Genomic DNA, 25,221 nt, shown 5'->3' with positions numbered 1-25,221 from the left:
CAACCACAGAACGGGGCGGACCCAGGCGTCAGAGCCCTGAGAAGCGTGTTCCTGCCACACCGGCGCTCGGGTTAGGGCTTCTCGGGCTTGTCGTGCTGCCTCTACGGCGATGGGTCGGCCCAGCGTCGAGAGCGGGTTCGTCGAAGTGTCGTGCGGCGGTAAGGGGCTCGCACGAGCGTCGGAAGGGGCGCGGCGCAGCAAGCGTTGCCACAGGTACCAGAGGCGACTCTCCGTGACTTTGCGGTGTGGCTGGTCCTGTGTGCGTGCGCGGCGCTTCAGGGGAGTGGTCATGTCAGGACTCCATGGCAATCAAGCCTTGGGAGGCCAGCGTGGCATGCCCTTCCAGCTCTTGATAGGAGTAGACCTTCAGCGCAGGCCACTTGGACTCCACGAGTTTGCGCACGGGCTTGCGAATGTCCATGGACACCACCAAGGTGAGTTCTCGACCCTCCTGTTGAGCCACAGCCTCTGCCACCTTGGACTCGAACCAATCGCGAATGTCGTTGCTCAAAGCCACATAGCTGCCTGCTGGCGTGGGCTTGAGGTTCTGGCGGAAGATTTGCTCGACCGCCACATCCAGCATTACCGCTGGCAACACGCCAGTGCCGGCCGAAGCATGGTGCGCCAGCCAAGGTCCCAGGCCCTGCCTCACATATTCGGTCAGCAGTACCACGTCCTTCTCACGCGGGCCCCAGTTGATCAAGGCTTCCAAGATGCTGCGCACATTCCGGATCGGGACACCTTCCTCCAGCAAGCGGCGCAGCACCTCGGCCATGCGCTGCATGGGGATCAGCTTCTTGGCTTCATCCACCAGCCCGGCATAGTCTTTGCCGACAGACTCAAACAAGCGCAACACCTCTTGCAGCCCAACGAATTTGCCCGCATGGCGCAAGACCAAGGTGTAGGTCGCTTCTTGGATCAACGCTTCGACGGGGCTCAGTTGCAAGGGCGAGGAAGAGGGGCCTTTCGGATGCCAGAACACCGGCCAACCTAGCGCCGCAGGCTCATCAGCCTGCAGGCACTGCTCACGACCCTCCGGGGCTTGGGTCCATGCGCCGTCGAGGGGCACAAGGAGGCGGATGGTCGGCACATCCAGCATCAGCAGCTCAAAGCCGTGCTCAGCCCATTGTTCGTCACACCACACCGCCAAACTTGGAAAAGGCATGCCCAACGCTTGCTGCAGTCGAGGCGCTAGGCTCGTGAGTCGCTCATCCAGCGCTGAGGCGTCGAGTTGCCGAGCCAGGCTGGCCGATAAACGCACCCCCAGGCCCGTCGCGCTGGCGGGTGGCTGCTGAGCAAAAGCCGTGCTCCCCCCCGAAGGGGTGCCGGCCGTCGCAGACAGATAGGAGGTGGCCGCCTCGCTGCTAGCAGCATGCCGTCCTTTGGGTGCCTTGTGGGCCAGAAAAGCCAGGGCCGCCGCCAACAGAGCGAACTGCCACCAAGGGAAGCCTGGAATCAGGGCCAGCGAGCAGACCATACCGCTGGCGCACCACAGCGCGGTGCGGCTGGCACTGAGTTGGGCGATCACCTGCTGACCCAAGGTTTGACCGCTGCGCTGGCCACCCAGATCCACACGCGTGATCAACACACCCGCCGCCAAGCTGATGAACAGCGAGGGGATCGAGGACACCATCGCATCACCGATAGAGAGCACGGCAAATACATTCGCTGCCTCACCGGCGGTCATGCTGTGGTACATCACGCCCACGACGATGCCGCCCAGCAAGTTGATCAAGGTGATTATCAGGCCTGCAATGGCGTCGCCCTTCACAAACTTCATGGCGCCGTCCATGCCGCCGTGCAATTTACTCTCAGACGACAACTCCTCGCGCTTGTTCCGGGCCTGTTCGGCCGTGAGGTGGCCCGCGCGCATGTCGGCATCAATCGCCATCTGCTTGCCCGGCATGGCGTCCAGGGTGAACCGTGCCCCGACCTCGGCCACCCGCTCCGAGCCTTTGGTGATCACGATGAACTGCACGATGGTGATGATGACAAAGACCACGATGCCCACCACCAGATTGCCGCCGATGACCAACTCTCCGAAGGTGGTGATGAGATGGCCGGCATCGGCGTGCAGCAAGATGGACTTAGTCGATGCGATGTTCAACCCCAAGCGGAACATGGTGGTGAACAGCAGCAGGGCTGGAAAGGTAGACAGCGACAGCGCGCCGTTGGAAAACAGCGTGGCCATCAGCAGCATCACTGCCAGGGTGAGATTGACCGCCAGCAGGGTGTCTAGTATCAACACCGGTACTGGCAGAATCATCAGCGCCACGATGGGCACGATCAGGAGGCTCACCGCCACCTCTGCGGGCAGCCGTGGTATGAACTTGAACCTCATAGATGTTTTGGCGGCCGACATCATGCGTCTCCTTGTGTTGTGGCTTCAATCGATGTCGGACTGAAGCAGTTGATTCAGCTGCTCCGACCAGATCATCAGGTCCACGACGTCGTGGAACATGTCGGGCGCAATCGGCTGCATCGCTCCCAAGGGGTACATGGCCCGGGCCAGAGGAACGTCCTCGATGATGATGACGTGCGACTCCAGCGCCATGCAGCGCAGGTGGGCTGCCTCTTCATCGGCGCCCAATGCAGCGATGATGGGAGCCGGCGTGTCGACTCCGTGATAGAGAGCGATCGCCAAATGCGTGGGGTTGGTGACCATCAGGTTGGAGCCGCTCACGCCGCCTCTGGGCTTGGGTTCTTCATTGGCGATCTCCATCGCGATCTGTTTGCGCTGCCCTTTGACCAAAGGGTCTCCCTCTGACTCCTTGTACTCGCGCTTGATCTCATCCTTGCTCATGCGCTGGTCCTTGAGAAACATGACCGTCTGCAAGGCCCAGTCGGCCAATGCATACACCAGCCAAACTAGCAAAATCAGCTTGGACATGTGCCACAGCAAGTGGCCGGTCACGGCAAATCCATCGGCTGGGCTGAGGCGCGTCAAGGTGATGAACGAGGCGGCAATCGTTGGACCTTGGGCCCAGATCACGGCGGCCATCACCGATACGATAACGATGGCCTTCCCGACCTCCATCAAGGCTTTGAGCGAGAAGATTTTCTTCATGCCCGCAACGGGGTTGAGGGCGTCGAATTTCGGCATCACTGGCTCTGCGCTCACCTGCAGGCCCACCTGCACCACGCTGGCTGCCGTGCCCACCACCACCACCACCGCCAACACAGGCAACACCACCAATGCGCCGTCGATCAGCATGGCCTGCGCCCACAGCGCCACGTCTCGTCCTTGCAGCCGGGGCCAGGCCTGGTCGACCCGCAGCAGCAACTGCGTCAGCCGCGCGAAGCTCCACTCTGCGGTCAGTGACAAGGTCAGCAAAGCGCAGGCGGTGACGGCCAGTCCGTTGACGTCCTGGCTTTTGGCCACTTGGCCCTTTTTCCGGGCCTCGCGCAACTTGTGATCGGTGGGCTCTTCCGTCTTTTCATCAGACATGCACGACATCTCCGATTGACACGAATGAGCGGCGCATCTTGCCCTGCACCTGTTCGGCGGCTGGCTGCGTGCGAAGCTCAGAGCCTGAATCCGAAGCTCGCCATGCGTTGTGAATTTCCGTGAAAATCAGAAGAGGATTTAGTGAGAGATTGGCGAAGATTGTTGAAACTCTTGGGGTGCCTTCCTGCCTAGCATGCATGCTCTCTCAGCAGCTCACAGGAGTGATCATGGCAAGTTGGATGGGTCTGTTCAAGCAGCGCGTGGCGCCACAGCCATTCATGCAGCGGCATCGCGTGAATTGCGTCGCGGAGGCCATGCGGTGTGCGCGGCGTGAGGCCGATGACCCTCATGCAGACGTGCGCGCCGCCACGGATGCCTTAGAGGCACTCTTTCGTCTTCAACTGTTGTTTGGTTCCGAGCAGACCGCCGAGGACCTGGTGACGGAGCTCAACCACCGCTATGTGCGCTACCACAAGCGCGAGGCCCGGTGGCTGATGGCAATCAACGGTGCCATCTTGGAAATGCATCGGCACCGTCCTGCGCGCGTCGCAGAGCTGTTGCGGCCGTTCCTGATTGCCGATGCGCCTGCGGAGTTCCGGCTGGAGGCCATCGCCCTGCTGGCCCAGGCGTGCTGCCACAACGGGGAGGAGGCCAGTGCCCAACGCTTGTTGAGCAGCCTGGACACCAGTCCCGAGGCCCCGTCTGCTGATGCAGATTTGCTGCTCGCGCTGCGGTTGGAGCTGGGCCTAGCTCCGCTGGCCACGCCAGCGATGCAACTGGGTTTTTTGGAGCTGGACCATCACCTGCTGTGGCAAGCGCGGTGGCGGGCGCCGGACCTCTCACCAGCTGCACTGCACGAGTGCTTTGTCGCGTATCGGCAGATGAGTTTTAAGGCCGGTGCTCGTGCATGGGTCGATGCGGCGCAGTTGCGGGCGGCTTCGCGCCTGATCGACCTGGCGTCGCCGCATTTGGCAGAATCCTTGATCAAGCCGCTGCTCGATCACGAGCCCACCATGCGATCTCATCCGCTGCGGGATGAGTTGCTGCATATCCGTGCCAGATTGCTGGCCCATCAAGGGCGTTACGCGCAGGCCTTTCAGACCCTGAGCGACTTTGTGGCGGCGCACCACGAGCGACTGCGCAGGAACGCCTTTCTGCTGCCCAGGCTTACAGGCGAAGCCAACAGCCCTGGGGGCTTTGGCGAAGCGATTGCCGCACGCCTGCCGCCCAAGTACCGGCGTCTGATGGCCTTGATCGGCCAACGCATCAACGACCCCAAGCTGGGTGTGCAGGACATGGCGGCCTACATCAACGTCACCGAGCGGGCGATCCAATTGACCTTCAAAGACAAGCTGGGCATGAGCCCGGCGCAGTTCATCCGCCACATGCGCCAGCAAGGTTTGTCCGAAGACAGCGCGATGGTTGTGGATGGAGAGTCCTTGGAGACCTCCAAGCAACGTTGGGGTTATGGCGTGGGAAACAGGCTCCGAAGAGATGGAGAACGCGCCACATTAACTCTGGGGGGGAGATAGGCCGTGGCGGTCCCTGCGGCCACTTCTTTCTTGGAGCCCACGACGATGCAACAGACTCACTTGAAGCGTTCCCCACAAGGGCTGTGCCAGGTCCACGTTATTGCAGCACTATGCTTGGGAGGCCTGTTGAGTCAGCCGCTAGACGCCCTGGCGCTGGGTTTAACTTTAGAAGCCGAGGCGGTGGCCCGGCCCTCGGTCTCCGAGCCTGCATCGTCGGTCTCAATTCAGGCGAGCAAGAAGACGAGCAAAGAGAGCGACCGACGACGACGCAGTGGCCGAGAGTCCGCGCGCGGCGAGCCTGCTGCAGAGTCATCGCGTCCCTCACCGATCAAGTGGGCCATGTCCAGATTCATCTACGAGGCCTCCGGCCGCCAGGTTGCGGAGGTGTTGCGCGACTTTGGGGCAGCCCAGGGCTTGCCGGTGCTAAGTTCCGAGGGTGTGGAGGGTGTGGTGCGCGGCCGATTTGACAACAGCCCCACCGAGTTTCTGGATGCCCTTTGTCGCAGCTTTGGCCTGATCTGGTACCACGATGGTGCAGCGCTGTATGTTTATCCCGCCAACGCCATTCGCAGTCGTCTGTTCCGACTGCAGGGCTTTGACAGCCGCCGCATTGAAGCCTTGCGCGCCAAGCTGACCTGGGGGGATGGTCGCTACCCGTTGAAGTACAGCCCTGGCGAAAAGACGCTGCTGGTGACGGGGCCGCCTCGGCACATCGAGCTGGTCTCGCAATTGGTCGAAGTGCTGGATGCAGAGTCCAGCGAGAGGTTACGTCAGGTCATCGAGGTGGTGCCCCTCAAGTTCGCGTCAGCCGCCTCCAACACGGTCAACGGAGCTGTGCAGGCTGGTTTGGCAGAGACGATGCAGAAGCTGTTCGACGACACCGCCTCGATCCAACGTTTAGGCCCTCTGGGGGGGGCCAACCCCGGCATGTTGGGGGAGACGCCAGAGGCGCGCATCGCCGCCGCCCAGGCCACACCGAGAGTGCTGGACATGCTTGCGGGCAAGTCGAGACGTTCGGACACCGTAGCGCCGGTGTCCATGGAGACCAGCCGTGGCTTGCAAAGCCCGTTGTCGCTGCCGGACAAGCCCAGGTTTGTGGCCGATGCGCACAGCAACTCCGTCATCATCTCCGGCAGCCCGCTGCGCATGGCGTACTATGTGGAGACCCTGCGCAAGCTTGATGTCGAGCCGCTGCAGATTGAACTGGAAGCCTTGATCCTGGATGTCTCCAGCGACCAGTCTGAAACGCTGGGGCTTTCGTGGTCCGTGTCGGCCGGTAGCGCGAAGACCGTGCCGGGTGCGCGCTGGGGCACGGGTGCGGCAACCAAGGAGGCCGACGCCAGCCTGAATGTGCTGGCCTACTGGGCCAGTGCGGGCGCAGCCATCCAGGCCAAGCTCAATGCCATGGCCCAAGATGGCCGCGCCAAGTTGGTCTCTCGGCCCAAGGTGGTCGCCACGGTCAACTTGCCAGCCACCTTGGCCAATCAGCAGCGGGTGTCGGCCAAGGTGGCTGGCAATCTGGAGGCCCGAATCTACAGCATCGACACAGGCATGTCGATCCAGGTCACACCGCAGGCCTATCTGGTCGATGGGCTGTATCGAATCCGGCTCTCTCTGTCCATTGAAGATGGTGCCTTGGAAGACCGGATGGTGGACGGTGTGCCCATCGTGCGGCGTACCCAGGTCACCACCGATGTGCGCATGACCGAAGGTGAGAGCGTGGTGTTGGGGGGCATTGCGGTGGAGTCCGAACGCGTCGATCGCTCGGGGGTTCCGTGGCTCAAGGACTTACCTTTTGTCGGCCCCTTGTTCCGCACCACGGGTACGGCGCAAAAGAAGAGCGAGCGACTGTTCATGATCACTCCGCGCGTGATTCCGCCCACCCGCCTCAGTGCGACCCAGCTTGCCAACGCCACGCCGGTGGCACTCAGCCAGCGGCCATGACGGAGACCCACGCATGAGCTGGCGCTTGAGGGTGCTCTCAGGGGCCCATGCCGGTGCTGACATGGGGCTGTCCGACGGGCGTGTGCGAGTGTCTGCCGACGATGCGGCTGACATCTGCTTAACCGACTGGGGCGGCGGCGCCGTCGAGATCCACATTGAGGAGGGGGGCGAGATGCTCCTCAGCCCAGTCTGTGGCGAGGAGGCCGAGGGAACGACCCGTTCGATTGAGGGCGGCATGCCCTTCATGAGCGGGGGGGTGTTGCTGGTCATTGGTCCGGTGGCCGACTGGCCGACGGATGAGGTGCTGTGGCGTCGCTGGCTCGGGCGCGAGGCTGCCGCAGAGCCCGAGCCGACGACCTCAACGATCCCGTCGGCGCCCCTGTCGCCTGAGGCGGGGGTGGCAGTCGTGGCGCGCGGGTCGCCGCCTATAGGGCGTTGGCTGATCGTTGCGGCTACGGCAGCCACCACCCTGCTGATTGCCTTCGCGGTGGTGTTGAGCCGCCAAGCCGCAGCGCGCGACCCCGGACCGGACTTTCAGTGGGTTGGCTTGCGGGCGCGTCTCGAAGCGCTACCCGACACCCGTCTCAACGTGGAGTTGAGTGCACCAGGGGTAGTGAGGATTTCAGGCTGGTTGCGCACCACCCAGGATCGGCAGCGGGTCGCCAAGCTGCTCTCAGGGCATGGCGTGAGCCGAGTCACGAACAACTTTCTTGTCACGCAAGAGGTCGCCCAAGTGCTGGCGCAGTCGGCCGGTGAAGCGGTTCATGTTAGGCCGCTGGAGATCGACAGATTCGAGGTCACCGGCCGGGTCAAAAACATAGAGCAGGTCCGCCAACGCCTTCACCAAGCCCTGCTCGATATCGGCCTGCCTCACAGCCGACTGCAAGACAGCCTGCTCCAGGACATTGCCGCGGCGGAGGCTATCTCCGATGCTGCGTTTGCGGACGCTGAACTTCGCTATAGGCAGCTGCGAGACGGCTCCAGATTGCTACAAATCGGGTCGTCCAATGCGACACATCAACCCTGACACACTAGGAGATTACGGTGAACCAATTCGATTATTCGCAGACATTTGTGAGGGCCAGGGAGCTGCAGGCACAGCTGGCCCAAGATCACAGCGGCGAGCGCATGCGACAGCTCGTTCGCTACTTCGCCGACGCCGAGGATGCAGCGCTGCAGATCTCGACCGAGCAGAGCGACAGCACTGAGACCAAAGAGGTATTGAACGCGATGATCTTGGCCTTCGGCCGCTGTCGCTCCATCGTGGAGGCAGTGTGGCAAGGCTTGCACGCGCAAGTTGCAGACTATGGTTTGGAGGCAAGCTGACATGATGAATGATCAAGAGCCCTTGGGCATGGCCAATCACAGCTTGCTGGATGCGGCCATGGCGGTATGTTTTTTGGGTGATCTGTGCATGGAGGAAATTCAAGATGACACACTGGGGCGTTCGCTCACATACATCGTTGACAAGCCCAATATGTTTCGCTGGGCACGCGCGTACTCGCGCATCTGCGGGGCGCATACCCGAGACCTGGCCCAACTGGATCTGACGCCGCAAGCGCCAGACGACGAAGTATCAGAGTTGCTGCAGGCACTGCGAGATCGCGAAGGCGGCAGCCCGGACTGGCGGCATCAACTGCAAGGCCTGATGGGGCGGGTGCAGCACGCGGGCGTTCGCGCACTGGCGGAAGAGGCCCTGCACCTTTCGCACCTGGCACGTTGACCTCACCTGGGCCGCGGCTGTTCTGAGGCAGCAGCGGCCCGGGTCAACGGTTTTGCAAATATTTGCAACACCCATTAAATATAAAATCCTATGGTGGGCTATCAATTTATACGAAATATTTTCCCCGGAAAATTGGTATCCACAGATCCGCTTCATGAGACGGAGGCTTCTAATGACATACCGCCTCATTACGGCTTTCCCTATCGGTCGTGCATGATGGAGCAACGATCCGGGTATTTTAAAGTCAATTTCGGAATTCAGCGAAAGGTGCGGGCGTCGCGGGGTATGCCGCAGACTTCTTCATGGGGCCTGCTGGCCCGAGTCTCTGTCGGTACATTCGCTCATTGGGTCTTGGCGGGTATCAAATTTTTGAAGGTGTAAATATGTTGACTAGTAAAACTGTGCGTCTGTCTTTGGTGACTGAGACTGCACGCCGGGGCTCTGATTGCGGCGGAATAGCTCGCTTGGCTTCGGCGCTGCGCACGCATTATCTTGACTGGCGCATCCGTGGCATTGATCGAGATATTGAGGCCATGGAGTGTGATTTGATCGAAATCCCCGAGGCCATCAAGATTTATCGGCGTACGCAAACCGAATTGCTCATCAAGAAAGCGACCCTGCTCAGACCTTGATCTCGAACGCGGAGCCATATCGTTCGGCAGCCTTTCTTGATGCTTCGCTCGATTGTTCATTGTTTCGGTATTTGTGAATAGCCCCTAAAACCAAGACCTAAAGTCAATGGGTGAGCCTAATTCAACACAGGTTCACGGGGTATCTGAATGGGTGCAAGGCTTCGGTCCCGCTCATTGAGATGTTATTTCAATGTTGGATAGATATGACAATGAGGCGATGATGAACACAAGTAGTATGAGCGCTTTCCCTGCCCTTCAACCAGTTGGGCGGGGTGGCGCCATTGCGCCGTCTGGTGGGGCTGAATGCCCTCATAAGCCCGAACAAAAGCTCGAACAACTGATGCAGTTGTTGCTTCAACTTCTGGCAGAAAAATCGGGTGGCGTTGCCTCGCAGGGGGCAGGACCTGCCACCGGCGCTTGCGCTGGGCCGTCGGGCGGAGGTGCTGCTAGCGGCCAGCCCAGTGATGACATGGTCCAGCAGCTTTTAGACCAAGTGACCCAAGAGTTGCGTGACAGGGAGGCGCGTCAGTGCCATCTCTGCAAACCTCACGAAGTGTCTGCTGATGCGGCGGCACTGGGAGGCAAGGCTGCTCCGCAGGAGCCGGTGGCCAAGACGGCTGCGGCTGAGTTGGCCTGAGGCGTCAGGGTCTGATTGGCGGCTTCGGCTTGCTTCGCTCTGGGACTCAGGGTTTCGCATTTCAGGTTTGACGAGTTGCCGAAGAACCTACGATGAGTCATCGGCTTTATATCGAACATGCTCGGTGAAGGTCGATACTCAACTTGTTATCAACTTTCAATTTCTTAGTACCATGAACACCTATTCATCCCCCTACGCATCTCCAGCTGGTTTTCAGAAATTCACCATTCAAAACCAGCAGTCGCCCTACTTGGCTGCACAATCGGCTGCGGCCCCGAAAGGCATCACCAATGTATTCAATAATGGCCAAGAAGCCTTCATGGATCTGGGTGATGGCTACAAACTGAAAGTGAATAAGCACAATCAGCAGGTTGAAATCGAAGGCCCAGATGGCAAAAAGGCGGTCGTGTGGGGCGACCCGCATTTCAAGAGTGCTGACGGTAGCCAGTTTGATTTCCACAAAGACTGTGTGATCAAGCTGCCCAATGGCACGACGATTAATGTGGATACAACCAAGGCCGACGGGTCCCAGCCGGCTGCGGGGTCGAATGAGGCCACCTATGCTGGCAAGGTGACGGTCTGTGGGCCGGATGGCAATGCGTTCAGTATTGGCAATATCACGGGTGACAAGCAGTTGGACCTGGATCAAGCGGGCAAGTACGAATCGGCAGACCAGTTTCTCAAGAACGCCATGCCCGACTACAACCCCAAGGGCATCATGACCCTGCAAAATGGGCAGTTCAAGCTGGTTGATGGCGATGCTCGGTTTCTGAAGCCCGGTGAGTCCGCCGGTGTTTACGACTTTGGGTCCCTGAGCAACACCCCTGGCCAAGCAGGGTTCAACACCCCTGGATATTCGCCTTACCAAGGTGCGGGCTTCCAGAATCAGTTTGGCAATGACCCGTTTGCATCGTTCCCAGGTGGCCATCCCCACATGCCCAATCCCTTCAATGCGGGTCAGCCGGCTTGGGGTCAACCTGCTGCTCCGTTCGGCGCGCCCAGTCCATTTGGCACACAAGGCGCTCAAAACCCTGAAGCACGCTTTTGGGAGCAGCAGGCGCGGCAGTGGGCCAATCTCTGCTGCGATCAAATGCAGCAGACAGGTTTCTATCCCCGCTGCGTCATGAATGATCCTCGCTATGGTGGGAATTTCAACCCATCCCAACATACCGATTGGCGCAATGCTACGGCGAACCTACTGATGAACCAAATGATGCAGATGCAGGCGCTGGCCGGCAGCGTCATGCAAATGGCCCAGGGTGGCATGCAGTTTGCCATGCTGTTGCAAAACAACATGGGTGTGCAGCGCAATTTCATGTTCGGCTGAGCCGTACGGCAGCTCAAAATTTATCAAGATTGCTGGCCGGGCAAAGTCCGGTCCTACCCGAAAGAGGAATAACATGAATCCGACAAGTTACAGACAAAATATTATGAATGGCCTGCCAAATGGGCAGGGCGCAAATTGGCAAAATTATGGGGCGGTTAACGCCAATTACGCCCCGCAATATCAGCAGGTCACCAATTTGACCCGGGCAGCTATGGGTGAGTCAGAGCAGCAGCAGCAGCTCATTCGGTCGCAAATTGCCCGTCAGCAAGAGCAGTCCATTAGATACAATATGGACAATTCACGGGCTATTTTCAATCAAAATCAAGAGGCTATTAAGTCAGATCAGGCGGCGGCACAGCAGGCACGTGACAAAAAGCAGCAAAACGACATCCAAACGATGATCACCGCCGAACAAGACACGCGCAATGGCCTGCTGACCAAGGCAGCTAAGGATGTGGCGCAGAAGGCTAGTCAATAATTTAGATTAATATGAGTTTGACAACCTGGCTGAGATTTTAATCTGGGTTGGGTTGTTGATGTGGTGTGTATTTTTGAACAAACAAATTGTTAACTGGAGTTAATCATGGGTGTTAAAAACGATATGTCGGATCGTTCTGCAAGAACGAACGTGGATGATCATTCTGATCATTCTCAAACAACCAATGTGGATGATCATTCTGATCATTCAACCCGTGTCGATGATCACTCGGACCATTCCACACGCGTGGACGACAATTCCAAGGTGGACGCGCGGCAAAATACAAATATCGATGACCATTCCAAAGTGGATGCCCGCCAATACAACATCGATATTAAGGGTGGCAATGATGACGATAATATCAAAAAGTTGTTGATTGAGCTGTTGGACAAAGTGGAGCAATTGGACAAGGGTGGCACGGTGGACCCGTTCCGAGACAACCCGTTGGCCAAAGAGCCGACCAATGTGTTGCACCAGCCGTCGGTGATCGACGGGCCACGCAAACAGGCGCTGTGGGCCTGAGTGTGAGCTGAGCCGACACAGTCGGTTCAAGGGCGGATGCTGCGACAGCGGCATCCGCTGACATGTCCCCCAAGGTTTGCCATCGAGTCTCTGTGGAGCCCCCATGACGGTTGAAAACATCAGCGGCATCAGTCCCCAATACCCGCACGGCGGTATCGGTTCGTCGCGGCCGAATGCGGAGAACTTTCAAGACCTGCTGGCGCAGGCTCGCTCGGCGAACTTGTCTGACAAAGACAAAGGCCTGGGTGCGGTGCTTCAAAACATTTCCGAGGTGATGGAAAAGCCCCATCGCGACATGGCCCTCACCCCGGTGCTGGCGCCCTACATGAGCGTGAGCGAGGCCCATGAGTGGTCACGAAGAATCAAAGGCGGCATGGCGGCAGCAGAGGTTACATGGCACACCACGATGGCCTGTGCGTCCTCTGTGAAGTCAGGTCTTCAACAACTTCTCAAGAATCAGTAAGGAGAGTCTCATGACATGTAGCGTATGGAGTTGGGTCGGGCGTAGCAGCATGGTTCGCTTGGTGACCGCAGTGTGTGCCTTGTTGGTGTTGGCGGGTTGCCGCACAGAGATTTACTCGAAATTGGACGAGAGCGACGCCAACGACATGCTGGTGGTCCTTCGAAACGCCAACATCGATGCGACCAAGGAGCTGGCCGATGGCGGTAAGGCGTGGCGTGTCACCGTCTCTGAAGAAAAAGTGGTTCAGGCTATGAATGTGCTGCGGGACAGCGGCTTGCCCAAGAAGCCCCATGCCAACTTGGGTGAGTTGTTCAAAAAGGACGGCATGGTGTCGTCGCCCGTCGAGGACAAGGTCCGCTTTCTCCATGGGTTGTCTCAAGAATTATCCGAAACCTTGAGTCGGATTGACGGCGTCATGACCGCCCGTGTGCACATTGTGCTGCCAGAGAACGACCCGCGCGGCAAGCTGCAACTGCCCTCCAGTGCTTCCGTGTTCATGAAGTTCCACCCCTCGGTCAACCTGGGGCCGATCATTCCGTCGATCAGGCAACTGGTCGCTCGCTCCATCGAAGGCTTAGATCCAGAGCGGGTTTCGGTGACATTGGTGCCTGCGCAGGTGGCCATGGTCGAGGTGACCGAGAAGGCCCCTGAAGGTCATCCTTGGTGGTGGTTGATGCTGGCCTTTGTGCTGCTGTCGGTGACCGCTGCGGGGGGGGGGTACGCCTATCACCATCACACGGTGGGCGGAACAGATTTGAAGTGGCCCGACCTCGGTGCGTCATCTAACAAGACCAAGGTCGCTTAAATTGCGTTTGGTGGACATCATGTGGTTAGACCCGGAATTTCACACCGATAGGCTCCGCATTCGTGTTGCCCAGGCCGGTGATGGCGCGGCTCTTTATCGCTGCATCACTTCCGCCGCCGAGCAGTTGACGCCCTGGATGTCTTGGATGAATCCGCTGCCAACGGAGGCAGGTTGCGAAGACTTCTGCAGACGTGTTCATGCCGACTATCTGTATGGCAAGTCATTGCAATGTTTGCTTTGGAGTCGGCGGGACGGAAGCTTGGCGGGGTTCATCGGGCTGATGAATATTGAGTGGACACTGAGGCATGTCGAGATTGGCGGCTGGATCCACCCGAAGTACGCGGGCCAGAGCAAAGAGGCCCTGGAGGCCCTTGTGAACTACAGCTTCACCAAGCTCAAGGCCAAGCGCGTTTACATGACCATTGATGACCGAAACCTCGCGGCCAATACCTTAGCCCGTCGGGCAGGGTTCAAGCTTGAGGGTCTCCTGCGAAATCAAGAACTAGATGCCCAAAAGGCGTGGTGCAATATCTGTATGTGGGCTTTGGTGGACAGTGATGTCAGGGGTCAGCCGGGTGGCACAGTCGAACCGGGCACAGGGGCTGCCCGCAGTGTGACCTCCGTCGCTGTCACAGCGCCTTTAAGGGCCTGATCCATGCAGCCTTTGCACGACGCACTCCGATCTAATCCGTCGCTCGAAGAGTCGAGCGTAGAAGACCCTTGGCGAGCGGTGTGGCTGTGGGACCGCCAGGTCCGTCACCTGCCGCTGCGCTGGCATCCAGACTGGCTCCCTCAGGGCGGGTGGCCAGACGCGGTGCGACACATCCGGCACCCCCAGCCGTTGACGAACTGGGTGGCTGCGCGCTTGGGGCCGTCGCCAACTTGGCAAGCCTTGAACCAACCCCATATGACGCCCGTACTGGTGCCCCTGGAACACGCGGTGGTGCTGTTAGCTCGTCTGGCCTTGCATCTGCGCCCGCAACAGAAGCGGTGTTTGCTGACGGACCGCCGCTGGTTGCACACCTTGGACCTACCCCATCCTGCGGTCAGCAGTCACGGAGTCATCTTGAAGTCTCACCGGGACGTTTCCCCGGGCCTGATGGAGTGGGCTGCTGTGGGCTTGCACGATTGGTCACAACTTTTGAGCAAGCGGGAGCGTTCGGCCTTTCTGTTGCTTAGGCGTTGCTTTCCGGCGTTCTCAACCCTGCGTTGGATCCGGCGCTTGTCGCCGGAGCTTGCGGAGATCCCCGGCGACTGGACTGAGGTGTTCGAAGAAATGGCGATAGCAAGCAGGGCAACATCATGCAGCCTCAACTGATACGTCAGCATGAGTGGGTCGATTGGCAGCAAAGCGCCTTGGCGGGCCGGTTTGTTGCGGCCTGCGCGGAGCGCGCCTTGACGCAAGCGGTCAGCGCATGGTCTGCCGAGTTGGATCACCACCAAGCCTTGATGCGCCAACAGACGGAGGCGGCGCAGAACGACGCGGCAGGGCTTCGTCAGCAAGCGCTAGCCGAGGGGCGTCAGGCTGGCCTCAACCAGTGGCTGGAGCATCTGATGGTTTGGACCCATCATCGCCGCACCCGGCTGTCCACGCTGCGTGAGGACATGGCCCAGTTGTTGTGCACGGTGCTCGGGCAAGTGCTCAGCAGCACCCCGGCTCGCCTCTGGATGGCGGAGGTACTGGCTCGGTTGGACGCACTGGTCGATGGGCAGCACACCATGCTTGTTCATGTCTCTAGCACCGAGCGTCAACAGGCCGCTGAGGCGGTCGAGCTGTGGTGGTCGACGGCGGGCTGGTGTGGTGCTCCTCCTCAGGTGTTGGGCCATGACACGCTGGCCCCTGGGCAATGCCGCTTAGTCTCGGCCGCAGGCGAGGTCGTGGTCGACTTGCCCGGCCTGATCAAGGCGTTCGAGCAGTGCGTGTTGCCGGCTCGTCCCGAAGGAGCCACTTCGGATGCCCACGCTGCGCACTGACCCCATCGCCTATCTGCGGCAGATTCAGGCGTGCTGCAATGGCCTGAGCTTGGCAAGCCGGTACGGCCGCGTCACGGATGTGCTGCCCACGGTATTCTCTGCCTCTGGCCTGCAAGCACCAGTAGGGGCCGTCTGCGAAGTCGTCGACGAGGCCTACGGCCACGGTCTGGCCGAGGTGACGGCCATTCAAGGCCCTGTGACGCGCCTGATGCCCATGGGCGGCACCTTGGGTCTGCGTGCAGGCATGAAAGTGAAGATGATCCGGCCACGACCTGAGGTGGGCGTGGGCCCGGGCCTGTTGGGCCGCATCCTGAATGGCCATGGCCACCCGCTGGACGGCCAAGGGCCGCTGGCGATTGAAGGCCATCGCTCCTTGGAGAATGCGCCGCCTGATGCGCTCTCGCGCCCTCCCATTTGCACCGTTGCGCCCACGGGGGTCAAGGCGCTGGACGGGCTGCTCACCTTTGGAGAGGGGCAGCGGCTGGGGATCATGGCGCCGGCCGGGGTAGGTAAAAGTACCCTGATGGGCATGCTGGCCCGCAGCCAGGGCTTTGATGTGGTGGTGGTGGCGCTGATTGGTGAGCGCGGCCGCGAGGTGTTGGAGTTTCTGGAGCAGGCGCTGGGCGAAGAGGGACGGCGGCGCAGTGTGGTGGTCTGTGCCACGTCGGATACGGCTGCCATGGAGCGCGCCCACGCGGCCAAGGCGGCCACCACCATTGCCGAGTACTTCCGTGATCAAGGGCATCGGGTCTTGCTGATGATGGACTCGCTCACCCGCTATGCACGGGCCCTGCGTGAGATTGGCCTAGCTGCGGGTGAACTGCCGGCGCGCCGCGGCTATCCCGCTTCGGTGTTTGCTGACCTGCCCAAGCTGTTGGAGCGCGCTGGCACGTCCGCCCATGGCTCCATCACCGCCCTCTACACCCTGCTGGCCGATGACGAAACCGCCAGCGACCCCATCACCGAAGAGGTGCGCGGCATTCTAGACGGGCACATCCTGCTGTCGCGCAAGCTGGCTGCCAAGGGCCACTTTCCGGCCATTGATGTGTTGGGGAGCGTCAGCCGCTTGATGTCTCAGATCGCGGACAAAGCGCATCAAGCCGCAGCCAGAAATCTCCGGATGCTGTTAGCCAAGTACCAGGAGATCGAGCTGCTGATCCAGACCGGCGAGTACCGCCAAGGGCAGGACCCTGTGGCCGATCGCGCGGTGCAGGCACAGGCCGAGATTGCTCAGTATCTGCAGCAGCGTACCGACGAGATCATTGACTGGCATCACTGCTTGCAGATGCTGTCACGGCTGGAGGCCGCATGAGCCCGTGGACCCAAAGCCGAGACATGCGGCGGCTACAGGCGGTTCGGACCCAGAAGCAGTCGCGGGCTGTCGCCGCGGCTCGTGAGGCGGTGGCGGCCGCGCAGCAAGTGCTTGCGCAGGCACAAAGCCATCAACACGAGGCGCTGTCGCAAGAGCGCGAGGCCCGTGTGGTGCTGCGTGGGGGACAGCATCAGGGGGCGGCTTCGCCCTTGCAGATCCTGACCTTGATTGAGCGTTTGGAACAGGCACAGCATTGCCATCAACTGGCCCAGCATCAATCCAACGAGGCGCAGACAGGCCTGCAGGCCGCCCAGGCGAACCTGCTGGCCTGTCAGAAGAGTTGGCGACTGCAACAGCAGCGGGAGGATCGGTGGGCAGCGCAATGCACGCGGCTGCTGAATGATATGACAGCGCAGCGTGACGATGCCGAGGAGGAGGCGCTGGAGGAGGACCTCAGCGCGCGCCTCGGTGCGCAGGCCCAGGCTTAGGATGGATCTCCAGCTTTTGTCCGAGTCACCGTTGGTGGTGCTGCAGGCGGCGGCTTGGCTGAGCCTGTTGGGCATTCGGGTGGCAGTGGCCTGTGTCATCTTGCCGCCGATGAATATTCAGCAAATGGGCCATACGGGGCCTGTGTTGGCCCTGATGATGGGTGCTTGGCTTGCGTGGGGCCAGGTCACGGTGGTCCAGTCCAGCGACCTCTGGACCTGGGTGGGCTTGTTTGCCAAAGAGGCGCTGATTGGTGCCGCACTGGGCGTGGGCTGCGCCACCATTTTTTGGGTGGCGGAAGCCGTGGGCGTTTTGCTGGATGCACAAACAGGCTTCAACAACATCCAGCAAAACGAGCCCATGCGTAACGAACAGAACACGCCACTGGGTATCTCCTTCCTGCAAGCCGCCAACACCTTGTTCTTTGTCGCTGGTGGTGTCGGGTCATTTTTGTGGTTGTTGTTTGACTCCTATCGATGGTGGCCGGTGTTCGAACCCCTGCCCAAGGTCGAGGTGCTGTTCCGTCACCTGACCCATCAGATCACGCATGTCAGTTTCAATCAGGTCGTGACTTTCTCGCTGGGAATGGTGGGCCTGATGATTCTGGTGGACTGGACCATCGGCATGCTCAACCGAGTCTCCAGCAAGCTGGACATCAATTCGCTAGGGCAACCCTTCAAAGCCATGCTGGTGTTGAGTTTGTTGGCCAGCTTGGCACCTCATTACCTGGACGACTTGGCCGACCTAGCCAGCCTGCGCCATGTCTGTCCAGACTGGCTGGCGACAGGCTTGGTGCCAGAGCGATTTGTCTGTCGGCCATGAGCCTACTTCGCATTGAGCCGTCGAACTGCGCTGCACCGCTGCGCCCATGCCTGTGACCTCCTAGCATCAGGCATCGACCTTGGTGGTCAGTTTCGCGGTTGCATGTCTCAACGCACCTTCAGCGGCAACAGGGGACATGGACGGCATAGATGAATGAGTCAAACCCTGTGGTGAATACGATCAACGCTTTCAGCGGCACTATGGCGTCACCAGGACCTGCGGCGCGCCGGGCCTGGGCCATTGGCGCAATCTTGTGGTGGGTGGGAGCTGTATGGGCGTCCAATCCCACATACCAGTGCGAGATCGACGGCCAGCGCGTGGTGCTACGTAGCAATCTGTCGACCTGGATGCCCTCGGCGATTCCAGGCTGCATCTACCTGCGCGACGACAGACGCTTGCTGCTGCCCCATCATCCGCCGCAGCCACGGCCCTTTGACTGGCCGGTGATGCTGAATGCGCGGCCTGCTGCCGAGGCCGTCGACGATGACGAGCCTGCGGCGGCACCCGACATCCGACACACTGTGACTCAGCATGCCCAAAAGAATGGCTTGCACCCGGATCTGGTGCTGGCGGTCATACAGGCGGAGTCCGCATTCAATCCCCTAGCGCGCTCACCCAAGGGCGCGCTGGGCCTGATGCAGGTGATGCCCACCACAGCGCGCGACTACGGTGTTGACAAGCCAGAGGCCTTGTTGACGGCTGAGCAGAACATCCGCGTCGGCACGGTGCACCTAGCCCGATTGGTGCGCAAATTTGGTGGCGACATCCCCCTGGCGCTGGCCGCCTACAACGCTGGCGAGGGGGCAGTGATGCGCAGCGGCTGGCGTATTCCGCCCTACCCGGAGACCGAGCGATACGTTCAAAAGGTGATGCGCTCATGGGCGGGCGAGGAAGAAGGGGGCAGACCTTGAACGCCATGCTGCACAAAATGGAACAAACCTATCGGCCTCCGGCGCTGCGGCGAATTCGGAGCGCAGAGTGCCGAGATGCCTACGCGCTGGCGATGCTGACGCAGGATGACCTGAGTGCCCTGCAATACGGTTGCCCGCGGTTGGCGTCCCCCGAGTGGTGGCACCAGCGCATCCGGCAGGCCCTAGAGGGTGGGCGGATCTTCGTGGCCGAGTGCGGCGACGATGTTCTGGGGATGGTGACCTTGGAAGTGGCCCTTGGCAATTGGTTTCGCCGACATGTGGGTGCGCTGGGCTTGTGCGTGCATCCTGAGCACCGCCGACGCGGCATTGGCCGCCAACTCCTGAGCTTCGCCCTGGATGAGGCGAACGAGATCGGGCTCGCTCGCGTGGAGTTGACCGTGTGGAGTGACAACACCTCGGCCATCGGGCTCTACGAGTCCGCTGGCTTTGCACGTGAAGGGGAGCACCCTCACTATGGCTTCAAGTCTGGGCGCCACTGTTCGGCACTGACCATGGGCCTGCAGATGGGCCGTGAGCCATTTCCTACGGCTCGGGTGTGAACCCGCTTCGCTTTTGGCCTTGGACATTCCGAGATAGAGCGGCTGAGGCCAGGGGCTGACTTGCAGAATCCATGCGTGCAATGTCGCACGACCTTGAAGGAGTACTTGAGATGGACCCCGTAACCATGATGGCGGCATCCGCCGTGTTGCCGATGGCAGCCCCTGTGATTCAGCCCGTGCTCGGCACCGTTGGCCAGGCCTTGGATGGCCTGGTGAAGGAATGTCTGGGCGATGAGGATGAAGAATAAAACGTTAATGCACCATTGACCGTGCACTAGCACGACTGAAAGCCGTTAGATATGACCTCAGATCAGGCCATCAACAAAGAGCTGGCATCGGCCATGAAGCAAGCGATTCTGGTGAGGGATCTTGATCTGGCGGAGCACTATTGGTTCCAGTTGCGTCAAGGGGCGAACGTTCACCCACGTGTGCTTGCCGCAGGGGTTGCCATTCATATTTTGCGCGGCGACTACCTTGCGGCATTGCACTTTTTGGATGGCTTGCCGCAAGACGCGTGCCCGGCCTTCAAGGTCATTGCCATGAAGCTGTTAGGTGACCCGCTGTGGGAGACCGACGCCCGCGATCTCCTCAGCCACCGCGATGTGGCCGTGCAGCAAGCCATGACCTTGCTGTTGGGGGCTCCCGCATGAAGGCCATGAGCCGTACCTTGCGGGGTTCTCATCCGCAGGGCTCGCCACGGCAAGTCGCGCCCCTGATTCTCCCCAACTCACTACCAGGAGCTAGATCGCATCATGGGTAAACTAACCATCATGGCGCCTCGTCAGCCTGCACCGTTGTCGGCCGATCCCGGCGCAACGGTGTCTTTGGGCGGTGCTTCGAGCGTATCGAGACCCCGGGGTGATGAGGCGCTGCAGGGCGCTCGGACCACGGCAGCGAAGTTCACTGCCCCCCCACCAGCGTCGGACCTGGAGGCGCCGCGCTACATCAAAGGTGCGGACCCGAACAAAGGGCTGCCCCTTAACAAGCAGGACATTCGCTACATCAAGAGCCCGCCCTCCCAAGACCTGCCCCCGCCCCAAGGCCTGCCAAATTCGTTGATAGAAAAGGCGGCACAGCATTACATGCCACTGGTTCAGAAGACGCTGGATGAATGGCGTGGCGAGTTGGCCGCTCTGCGAGAGGACTACTCGGCCGTTGCGTGTAATAAGGGTCTGTTTCCGGACAAGCGCTTCGACAAGGCGCTCACGCCGAGCCAACTGGAAGATATCGTCAAACGCGTGCTGGGCGACAGGAAAATTCCACCGGATGCCGAAGCCGAGGTCATTCGCCTTGAGTTGCTTGCGGCCAAGGTGGAGGCCAAAGCCGGTTATGTGCTGGCGGCCGAGAAGTGGCATGGCCACGAGAAAACCTGGCCTCATATTTCGTTTCCAGGGGGCGGGGCCAAAGGGGCGGTCTACCCGGCGGTGATGAGCGTGTATGCGGACGCTATCCGCAGCGCTGAGAAAATCAGCGGTAGTTCGGCAGGCTCCATCTGTGCGGCCTTTGCGGCGGCAGGGCTGTCTTCCGAAGGCGTGACCAAGATCCTGGATCAATACTCTATGGGGGACTTCACGGGTGATGCCAAACTGCCTCCCATCAAGGACCTGGAGTTTCTGAAGACCTCGTCGACCAAGGCCTATCTCTTGGGGCAAGGCACTAACTTGGCGCAGGGCCTGACCCGCAAGGCCGCGCGCAGTGATGGTAGCCAACCCGAGTTGTACTGCAATGGCGAAAAACTGATCGCTGTGGTGAACCAAGAGTGCCTAGCCAATGTCTCGGAGGTCTTGACCCACACGCCGGATCTCGATGCCATTGCCAAGAGAAAGAGCCTCAGCACCTCGCAATACGAGCGACTTACGGCGCTACGGGAAGGACGCGCTGAGATGCTGACCTTTGGCGACATGAACCTGTTGCATCAACTAGAACCGCGAGCTTTTAAGGAGTTGAACATCACCGGCACAGTTGTGGGACAGGACCAAACTGTTCACTTCAACCACCGCACCTTCCCGGAGATGCCTATCGCCTTGGCGGTGCGGATCTCGTCGTCCATTGATCCGGTGTTCGGCAACGTCAGATACCGTGGGGTTGAATACCATGACGGCGGCTTGAGCAACAACAATCCGATGAATCCCTCAGAGTCATCGCCTCAAAACACGTTGATGTTCAGCTTTGCGTCCGCTGGGCGGGCCGAGAAGAACATTTTTGGCCCGGACCCAGGCACCGTTTCATCCCAGTCGGAAGCGTCCAAACCATTGGCGAAGAAGCTGGAGAGTTGGATGAAGGATGGGATTTACAGACATGATGGCGACAGGGTGGGAAGGAGAGACGGCAGCTTGGCGTGGAACCAAGGCCCCAACAGTCGGATCATTCAGCACGGGCACATCGATTCCGCTGACTTTGACACATCGAAACTTGATGTCATCAAGGCCCGATTAGAAGCCAGGATTTATGCCGCGCAAGAGCGCATCAACTACCTCGGTTAGTGGCTCTTCAAAGCTCAGGTCTTGTTCTCAGCACGTGGCCGCTACACAGAGGGAGTCAGGGTTATGAGGATCCATCGTCAGGACGCCGCAGTTCCCCCTCAACAGGAGCTTCTGCAGACTTTCCCTGAGTACGCGCCTGTCGGCCTCAGTCGGTTGCCAGCCACAGAGTTGTCGCAACGCGGCACGGCCGTTGAATCGGCCGCTCTCCAGGCGAACCGCTTTGCGGTGCCCAACCCTACCATGGAGCACGCCACAGCGTCACTGCCACCGGAGGCCCGCCAACTGGCTCAAGAGGCCTTGCGCGACTGGCGAGCCGCTGAGTCGGCCATGGGCCAGCGGTATGCCGGCAGCAAATTCTTCTGGGTGCCGTCTCAGCGAAACAGCTTCACCATCGACCAAGCTGCTCAATGCATGCGCGCGATCTACGCGGACGATCGGATCAGCAGCACTGATAAGCGAGCGGTGGCGCAAAAGGCCTTGGAGGCTCAATGGCGTCTGTGCTTGATGAAGGCCAGCTTAGAGGTAGAGCAGCGTGCGCTGGGGCCCCGTGCCGCCGTCAACCATCGTTATGACTGCATTTCCTTTCCGGGGGGGGGGGCCAAGGGTGTGCTGTTTCCGGCCATTCTGGAGGTCTACGATGACCAGGTGAAGGCTGCGCGAGTCTTGACGGGTTCGTCCGCTGGGTCGGCCTGCGCGGCCTATGTAGCGTCGGGGATGTCGGCCCAGCAGCTTGATGCCACGCTAGAAAAACTTCCCCCCATCACATTTCTGGGAAATCAACCGACCCAGGGCAGCCGGTTCAAAGGTTTCAAGCCGGTGGAGCCATCGCTCCTGCAGCACTTCAGCTCTGTGATCGCCAACAAGGTGGAAGGCATCACGGGAAAAGTGGCGGGTGCGAATCCCACCAGACCCGTTGAACTGTATGACGATGGCTACGACATGCTGCTACGCATCAATGACACCTGTCTTCAGTCGATTCGGCATCAACTCTCTCGGTTTCCCGCTTCTCCGAACAATGCGGAGCTGGTTCGCCGCTTGCGCGAGGACGATCTTCATGAGATCACCTTCAGCGACATGCGCCAGTTGCACCAGATGTACCCGCAGACCTTCAAGGATCTGGTCATCACTGGGAGTGATGTGGAGGCGCAGAGCCAAGTCAGCTTTTGTGCGGACACGCACCCTGACATGAGTGTCGCGTTGGCTTGCCGCATCTCATCGGCCATTAACCCGCTGTTCAAGAGTGTTGAGGTCCAAGGGCGCCTATACAACGATGGTGGGTTCACCAACAACCATTCTGTGCCAGCCGACAACCCGGCGGTGGGCAAAACGCTGATGTTTGCGTTTGACAATGAGGACGCTGCTCACCAAGCGGTCTTTAATCACCGCCATCCTTCCAGCAAATTGCTGGTGGGTGTGCTGGCTAACGCAGTAACGCAACATGACCTTGAGGCCGGAGAGAAGGCCTCTGCTGACCATCTCTACGAGCACGGCCCTCATGTGCGGGTTATCAAGCACCCAGGTGTTGGCACCTTCGACTTTCATGTGGACAAGCCGACTTTGATGATGGCCCAGAACGAGGCCATCATCAATGCTGTGAAGGAGCGGATGCTGTATGCCACCCAGCATTTGATGCCGGGGTTGGAGGGCTGAGGGCCGCGCGCCCGGCCGCCTGCCCCGGTGCTTGCATCGGGGCTATGCGTCTCAGGCCACCATGCGTTGGAGTACTTCAAGATCAGGCAGATCCAGTCGGTACCCAACGCCGTACAAAGACGCCAGGCGCAAACCGCCGTCACACCCGGCAGACTGGTGCAGGTCATCGATTTTCTTGCGCAGCCGATAAACATGTTGCTCGATCGAGCGATGGCCAATCTCTGCGCTGCGTCTGCACAGGTCCTGGCTCAAGGACTCCAGCGCGATCACCCAGCCGGGCCGCGCGGCCAGCACGGCCAACAGCGCCGTCTCTCGGGTCGTCAAGTTCTCTGCAAAGCCGCCCAGCCTGAGCACCTGCTGTGCTCGGTCCAGCACATAGTCGCCAAAGCGCAGCTGCGTGTGCTTCAGTGAGCAAGCCAAATGCCTTGCCCGCAGCCGCCCTCCCAGCCCCAAGGCCCCCTCCGCTATGGTGGCGTAGTCATGTGCGCCGCGGTGAATGGCGGTGGCCATGGCGTGCGGGTTGCCCGGCCCGTAGACAACGATGGGCAAACTGGCCGGTAGGCGCCCTGCCAGTTGGTTCAGCCATGTCTCTAAGTGTAGGCCGTCGTCCTCCAGCACCAAGCCGTCGGCATATCGGCTGGCAACGGGCGGCATCCACTGGTCCCCCCCGATATGCACTGTGGTGTGAATGCCTTGAGCCTCCAGAGCTTGAAGCAGGCTGGAGCTCATGGCTGGACTTGATAAAACGGCAACAATATGCATGGCGTCCTCAACGAAATCGTTGTATCCAATAGTTCAGTTGGCGGTGATGTCTTCGTTCTGCATCGAGCCCCCATGCATCTATGCGCATAGCCTCAATCTGGCACCAACTCAGGGGGGTATCTGAACAGCGAAGAACATTGTGCGCAATCGCAAGAATTTGTAGCTTGGGTAACCAAAACTTGCTATCCCCCCGAGTTTTTTGAGGGCAAACCCTGGTGGGTGTCGCTCTGGCGACAATGTGGGGTGCTCCAGCGCAAGGTGGTCTTGCAGGGTCAAGAAGATGGCCGAGGCGACCCGCTAACGAGTGCGGGCTGGGCAAATGTGGTTGGCAGGCAAGACAGCCGCGCAGGCCGCGATTGCGGTTGGAGTGGCCCGTCAAACCGTGTACGCATGGACGGCTCTACTCGATGAAGGTGGCATCGATGCGTTGCGCGTCATGTCGCCTGGACGCCCTGCCCGGCGTGCCTTTCAGCGGGGGGCGCAGTCGGAAGTGCAGCATTGGCCTGCACTCAAAGAGGGCCCAACTAGACAGCCGACTGATCGTCTTCGTGGACGAGCCCGACATCAGCGAGCGTCCGACGCGGGTGCGCACCTAGGAGCCCAAGGGGCACTTCGCGAAACCCGGTTTTCGCGAAGTGCCCCAGGCCGATGTCGGGCATCGCCGCCAGATTGGTCTTTTCGAGCTGCGCCGTGCGCCTCTGCGCGGCCTTTTGGGGCGCTCGGGCCCCTGCAAAACCCGATTTCCGGGCT

The 25,221-nt window shown here is 60.1% G+C and carries 25 protein-coding genes and 1 pseudogene; 23 read left to right on the top strand and 3 right to left on the bottom strand.

Annotated features, from left to right (window positions below; translation table 11 throughout):
• Positions 1 to 292: 292 nt before the first annotated feature.
• On the bottom strand, positions 293 to 2,341 hold the full coding sequence (gene sctV, locus ACIQ3Q_RS17935) for a type III secretion system export apparatus subunit SctV (protein WP_396270545.1): 2,049 nt from the start codon (positions 2,339 to 2,341) through the stop codon (positions 293 to 295).
• A 45-nt stretch (positions 2,342 to 2,386) separates the two neighbouring features.
• Complete coding sequence (locus ACIQ3Q_RS17930) at positions 2,387 to 3,448, bottom strand: flagellar biosynthesis protein FlhB (RefSeq protein WP_396270544.1); 1,062 nt, start codon at positions 3,446 to 3,448, stop codon at positions 2,387 to 2,389.
• 227 nt (positions 3,449 to 3,675) lie between these two features.
• On the opposite strand from ACIQ3Q_RS17930, the gene ACIQ3Q_RS17925 reads away from it, so the two are divergent.
• The 22 genes from ACIQ3Q_RS17925 to ACIQ3Q_RS17820 all read left to right on the top strand — a co-directional run bounded on the left by ACIQ3Q_RS17925 (position 3,676) and on the right by ACIQ3Q_RS17820 (position 23,709).
• Entirely contained in the window at positions 3,676 to 4,980 is a 1,305-nt protein-coding gene (locus ACIQ3Q_RS17925; RefSeq protein WP_396270543.1) for a hypothetical protein, read from the top strand.
• 339 nt (positions 4,981 to 5,319) lie between these two features.
• Complete coding sequence (locus ACIQ3Q_RS17920) at positions 5,320 to 6,924, top strand: secretin N-terminal domain-containing protein (RefSeq protein ID WP_396270542.1); 1,605 nt, start codon at positions 5,320 to 5,322, stop codon at positions 6,922 to 6,924.
• A 13-nt stretch (positions 6,925 to 6,937) separates the two neighbouring features.
• The gene (locus ACIQ3Q_RS17915; RefSeq protein ID WP_396270541.1) at positions 6,938 to 7,951 is read left to right on the top strand and encodes a hypothetical protein; all 1,014 of its coding nucleotides are present in this window, start codon (positions 6,938 to 6,940) and stop codon (positions 7,949 to 7,951) included.
• Positions 7,952 to 8,052: 101 nt separating this feature from the next.
• Entirely contained in the window at positions 8,053 to 8,250 is a 198-nt protein-coding gene (locus tag ACIQ3Q_RS17910; RefSeq protein WP_396270540.1) for a hypothetical protein, read from the top strand.
• Position 8,251: 1 nt separating this feature from the next.
• Positions 8,252 to 8,647 (top strand): hypothetical protein, encoded by a 396-nt coding sequence (locus ACIQ3Q_RS17905; protein WP_396270539.1) that lies wholly within the window; start codon positions 8,252 to 8,254, stop codon positions 8,645 to 8,647.
• A gap of 383 nt (positions 8,648 to 9,030) precedes the next feature.
• Complete coding sequence (locus ACIQ3Q_RS17900; protein WP_396270538.1) at positions 9,031 to 9,279, top strand: hypothetical protein; 249 nt, start codon at positions 9,031 to 9,033, stop codon at positions 9,277 to 9,279.
• Positions 9,280 to 10,088: 809 nt separating this feature from the next.
• Entirely contained in the window at positions 10,089 to 11,243 is a 1,155-nt protein-coding gene (locus ACIQ3Q_RS17895; RefSeq protein WP_396270537.1) for a DUF1521 domain-containing protein, read from the top strand.
• A 73-nt stretch (positions 11,244 to 11,316) separates the two neighbouring features.
• Positions 11,317 to 11,721 carry a hypothetical protein gene (locus tag ACIQ3Q_RS17890; protein ID WP_396270536.1) on the top strand — a complete coding sequence of 135 codons (405 nt, stop codon included), beginning with the start codon at positions 11,317 to 11,319 and terminating at the stop codon, positions 11,719 to 11,721.
• A 105-nt stretch (positions 11,722 to 11,826) separates the two neighbouring features.
• Entirely contained in the window at positions 11,827 to 12,243 is a 417-nt protein-coding gene (locus ACIQ3Q_RS17885) for a hypothetical protein (RefSeq protein ID WP_396270535.1), read from the top strand.
• Between the two features lie 103 nt (positions 12,244 to 12,346).
• Complete coding sequence (locus tag ACIQ3Q_RS17880) at positions 12,347 to 12,706, top strand: hypothetical protein (RefSeq protein WP_396270534.1); 360 nt, start codon at positions 12,347 to 12,349, stop codon at positions 12,704 to 12,706.
• A gap of 10 nt (positions 12,707 to 12,716) precedes the next feature.
• On the top strand, positions 12,717 to 13,511 hold the full coding sequence (sctJ, locus tag ACIQ3Q_RS17875; RefSeq protein ID WP_396270533.1) for a type III secretion system inner membrane ring lipoprotein SctJ: 795 nt from the start codon (positions 12,717 to 12,719) through the stop codon (positions 13,509 to 13,511).
• A gap of 19 nt (positions 13,512 to 13,530) precedes the next feature.
• Positions 13,531 to 14,163: a GNAT family N-acetyltransferase gene (locus ACIQ3Q_RS17870; RefSeq protein ID WP_396270532.1), complete on the top strand. Its 633-nt coding sequence runs from the start codon at positions 13,531 to 13,533 to the stop codon at positions 14,161 to 14,163.
• A 650-nt stretch (positions 14,164 to 14,813) separates the two neighbouring features.
• On the top strand, positions 14,814 to 15,485 hold the full coding sequence (locus ACIQ3Q_RS17865) for a hypothetical protein (protein ID WP_396270531.1): 672 nt from the start codon (positions 14,814 to 14,816) through the stop codon (positions 15,483 to 15,485).
• Positions 15,466 to 16,797 carry a FliI/YscN family ATPase gene (locus tag ACIQ3Q_RS17860; RefSeq protein ID WP_396270530.1) on the top strand — a complete coding sequence of 444 codons (1,332 nt, stop codon included), beginning with the start codon at positions 15,466 to 15,468 and terminating at the stop codon, positions 16,795 to 16,797. The genes ACIQ3Q_RS17865 and ACIQ3Q_RS17860 overlap by 20 nt, the downstream gene beginning before the upstream one ends.
• A gap of 23 nt (positions 16,798 to 16,820) precedes the next feature.
• Complete coding sequence (locus tag ACIQ3Q_RS17855; RefSeq protein ID WP_396270529.1) at positions 16,821 to 17,285, top strand: hypothetical protein; 465 nt, start codon at positions 16,821 to 16,823, stop codon at positions 17,283 to 17,285.
• A gap of 16 nt (positions 17,286 to 17,301) precedes the next feature.
• Positions 17,302 to 18,105: an EscT/YscT/HrcT family type III secretion system export apparatus protein gene (locus ACIQ3Q_RS17850; RefSeq protein ID WP_396270528.1), complete on the top strand. Its 804-nt coding sequence runs from the start codon at positions 17,302 to 17,304 to the stop codon at positions 18,103 to 18,105.
• 149 nt (positions 18,106 to 18,254) lie between these two features.
• A complete protein-coding gene (locus ACIQ3Q_RS17845; RefSeq protein WP_396270527.1) occupies positions 18,255 to 19,016 on the top strand; it encodes a lytic transglycosylase domain-containing protein in 762 nt (253 codons plus the stop codon).
• A 5-nt stretch (positions 19,017 to 19,021) separates the two neighbouring features.
• Positions 19,022 to 19,576, top strand: coding sequence for a GNAT family N-acetyltransferase (locus tag ACIQ3Q_RS17840; protein ID WP_396270559.1), 555 nt, complete (start codon positions 19,022 to 19,024; stop codon positions 19,574 to 19,576).
• A 110-nt stretch (positions 19,577 to 19,686) separates the two neighbouring features.
• Entirely contained in the window at positions 19,687 to 19,824 is a 138-nt protein-coding gene (locus ACIQ3Q_RS17835; protein ID WP_396270526.1) for a hypothetical protein, read from the top strand.
• 51 nt (positions 19,825 to 19,875) lie between these two features.
• Positions 19,876 to 20,226: a hypothetical protein gene (locus tag ACIQ3Q_RS17830; protein ID WP_396270525.1), complete on the top strand. Its 351-nt coding sequence runs from the start codon at positions 19,876 to 19,878 to the stop codon at positions 20,224 to 20,226.
• Positions 20,227 to 20,328: 102 nt separating this feature from the next.
• Positions 20,329 to 22,059, top strand: coding sequence for a patatin-like phospholipase family protein (locus tag ACIQ3Q_RS17825; RefSeq protein ID WP_396270524.1), 1,731 nt, complete (start codon positions 20,329 to 20,331; stop codon positions 22,057 to 22,059).
• 327 nt (positions 22,060 to 22,386) lie between these two features.
• Positions 22,387 to 23,709 (top strand): patatin-like phospholipase family protein, encoded by a 1,323-nt coding sequence (locus tag ACIQ3Q_RS17820; protein ID WP_396270523.1) that lies wholly within the window; start codon positions 22,387 to 22,389, stop codon positions 23,707 to 23,709.
• Positions 23,710 to 23,760: 51 nt separating this feature from the next.
• Here ACIQ3Q_RS17820 and ACIQ3Q_RS17815 read toward each other — a convergent pair whose 3' ends face one another.
• On the bottom strand, positions 23,761 to 24,438 hold the full coding sequence (locus ACIQ3Q_RS17815) for a winged helix-turn-helix domain-containing protein (protein WP_396270522.1): 678 nt from the start codon (positions 24,436 to 24,438) through the stop codon (positions 23,761 to 23,763).
• Positions 24,439 to 24,790: 352 nt separating this feature from the next.
• Between ACIQ3Q_RS17815 and ACIQ3Q_RS17810 the strand changes: the two are divergent.
• Positions 24,791 to 25,064 (top strand): annotated as a pseudogene (locus ACIQ3Q_RS17810) (helix-turn-helix domain-containing protein); the annotation flags it as partial.
• Positions 25,065 to 25,221 lie beyond the last annotated feature (157 nt).

It is taken from the genome of Ideonella sp. (assembly GCF_044358605.1).
Lineage (GTDB): Bacteria > Pseudomonadota > Gammaproteobacteria > Burkholderiales > Burkholderiaceae_C > Ideonella.
The sequence above is the reverse complement of the archived record's forward strand: the minus strand, read 5'-3'. Positions and strand labels throughout refer to the sequence as shown.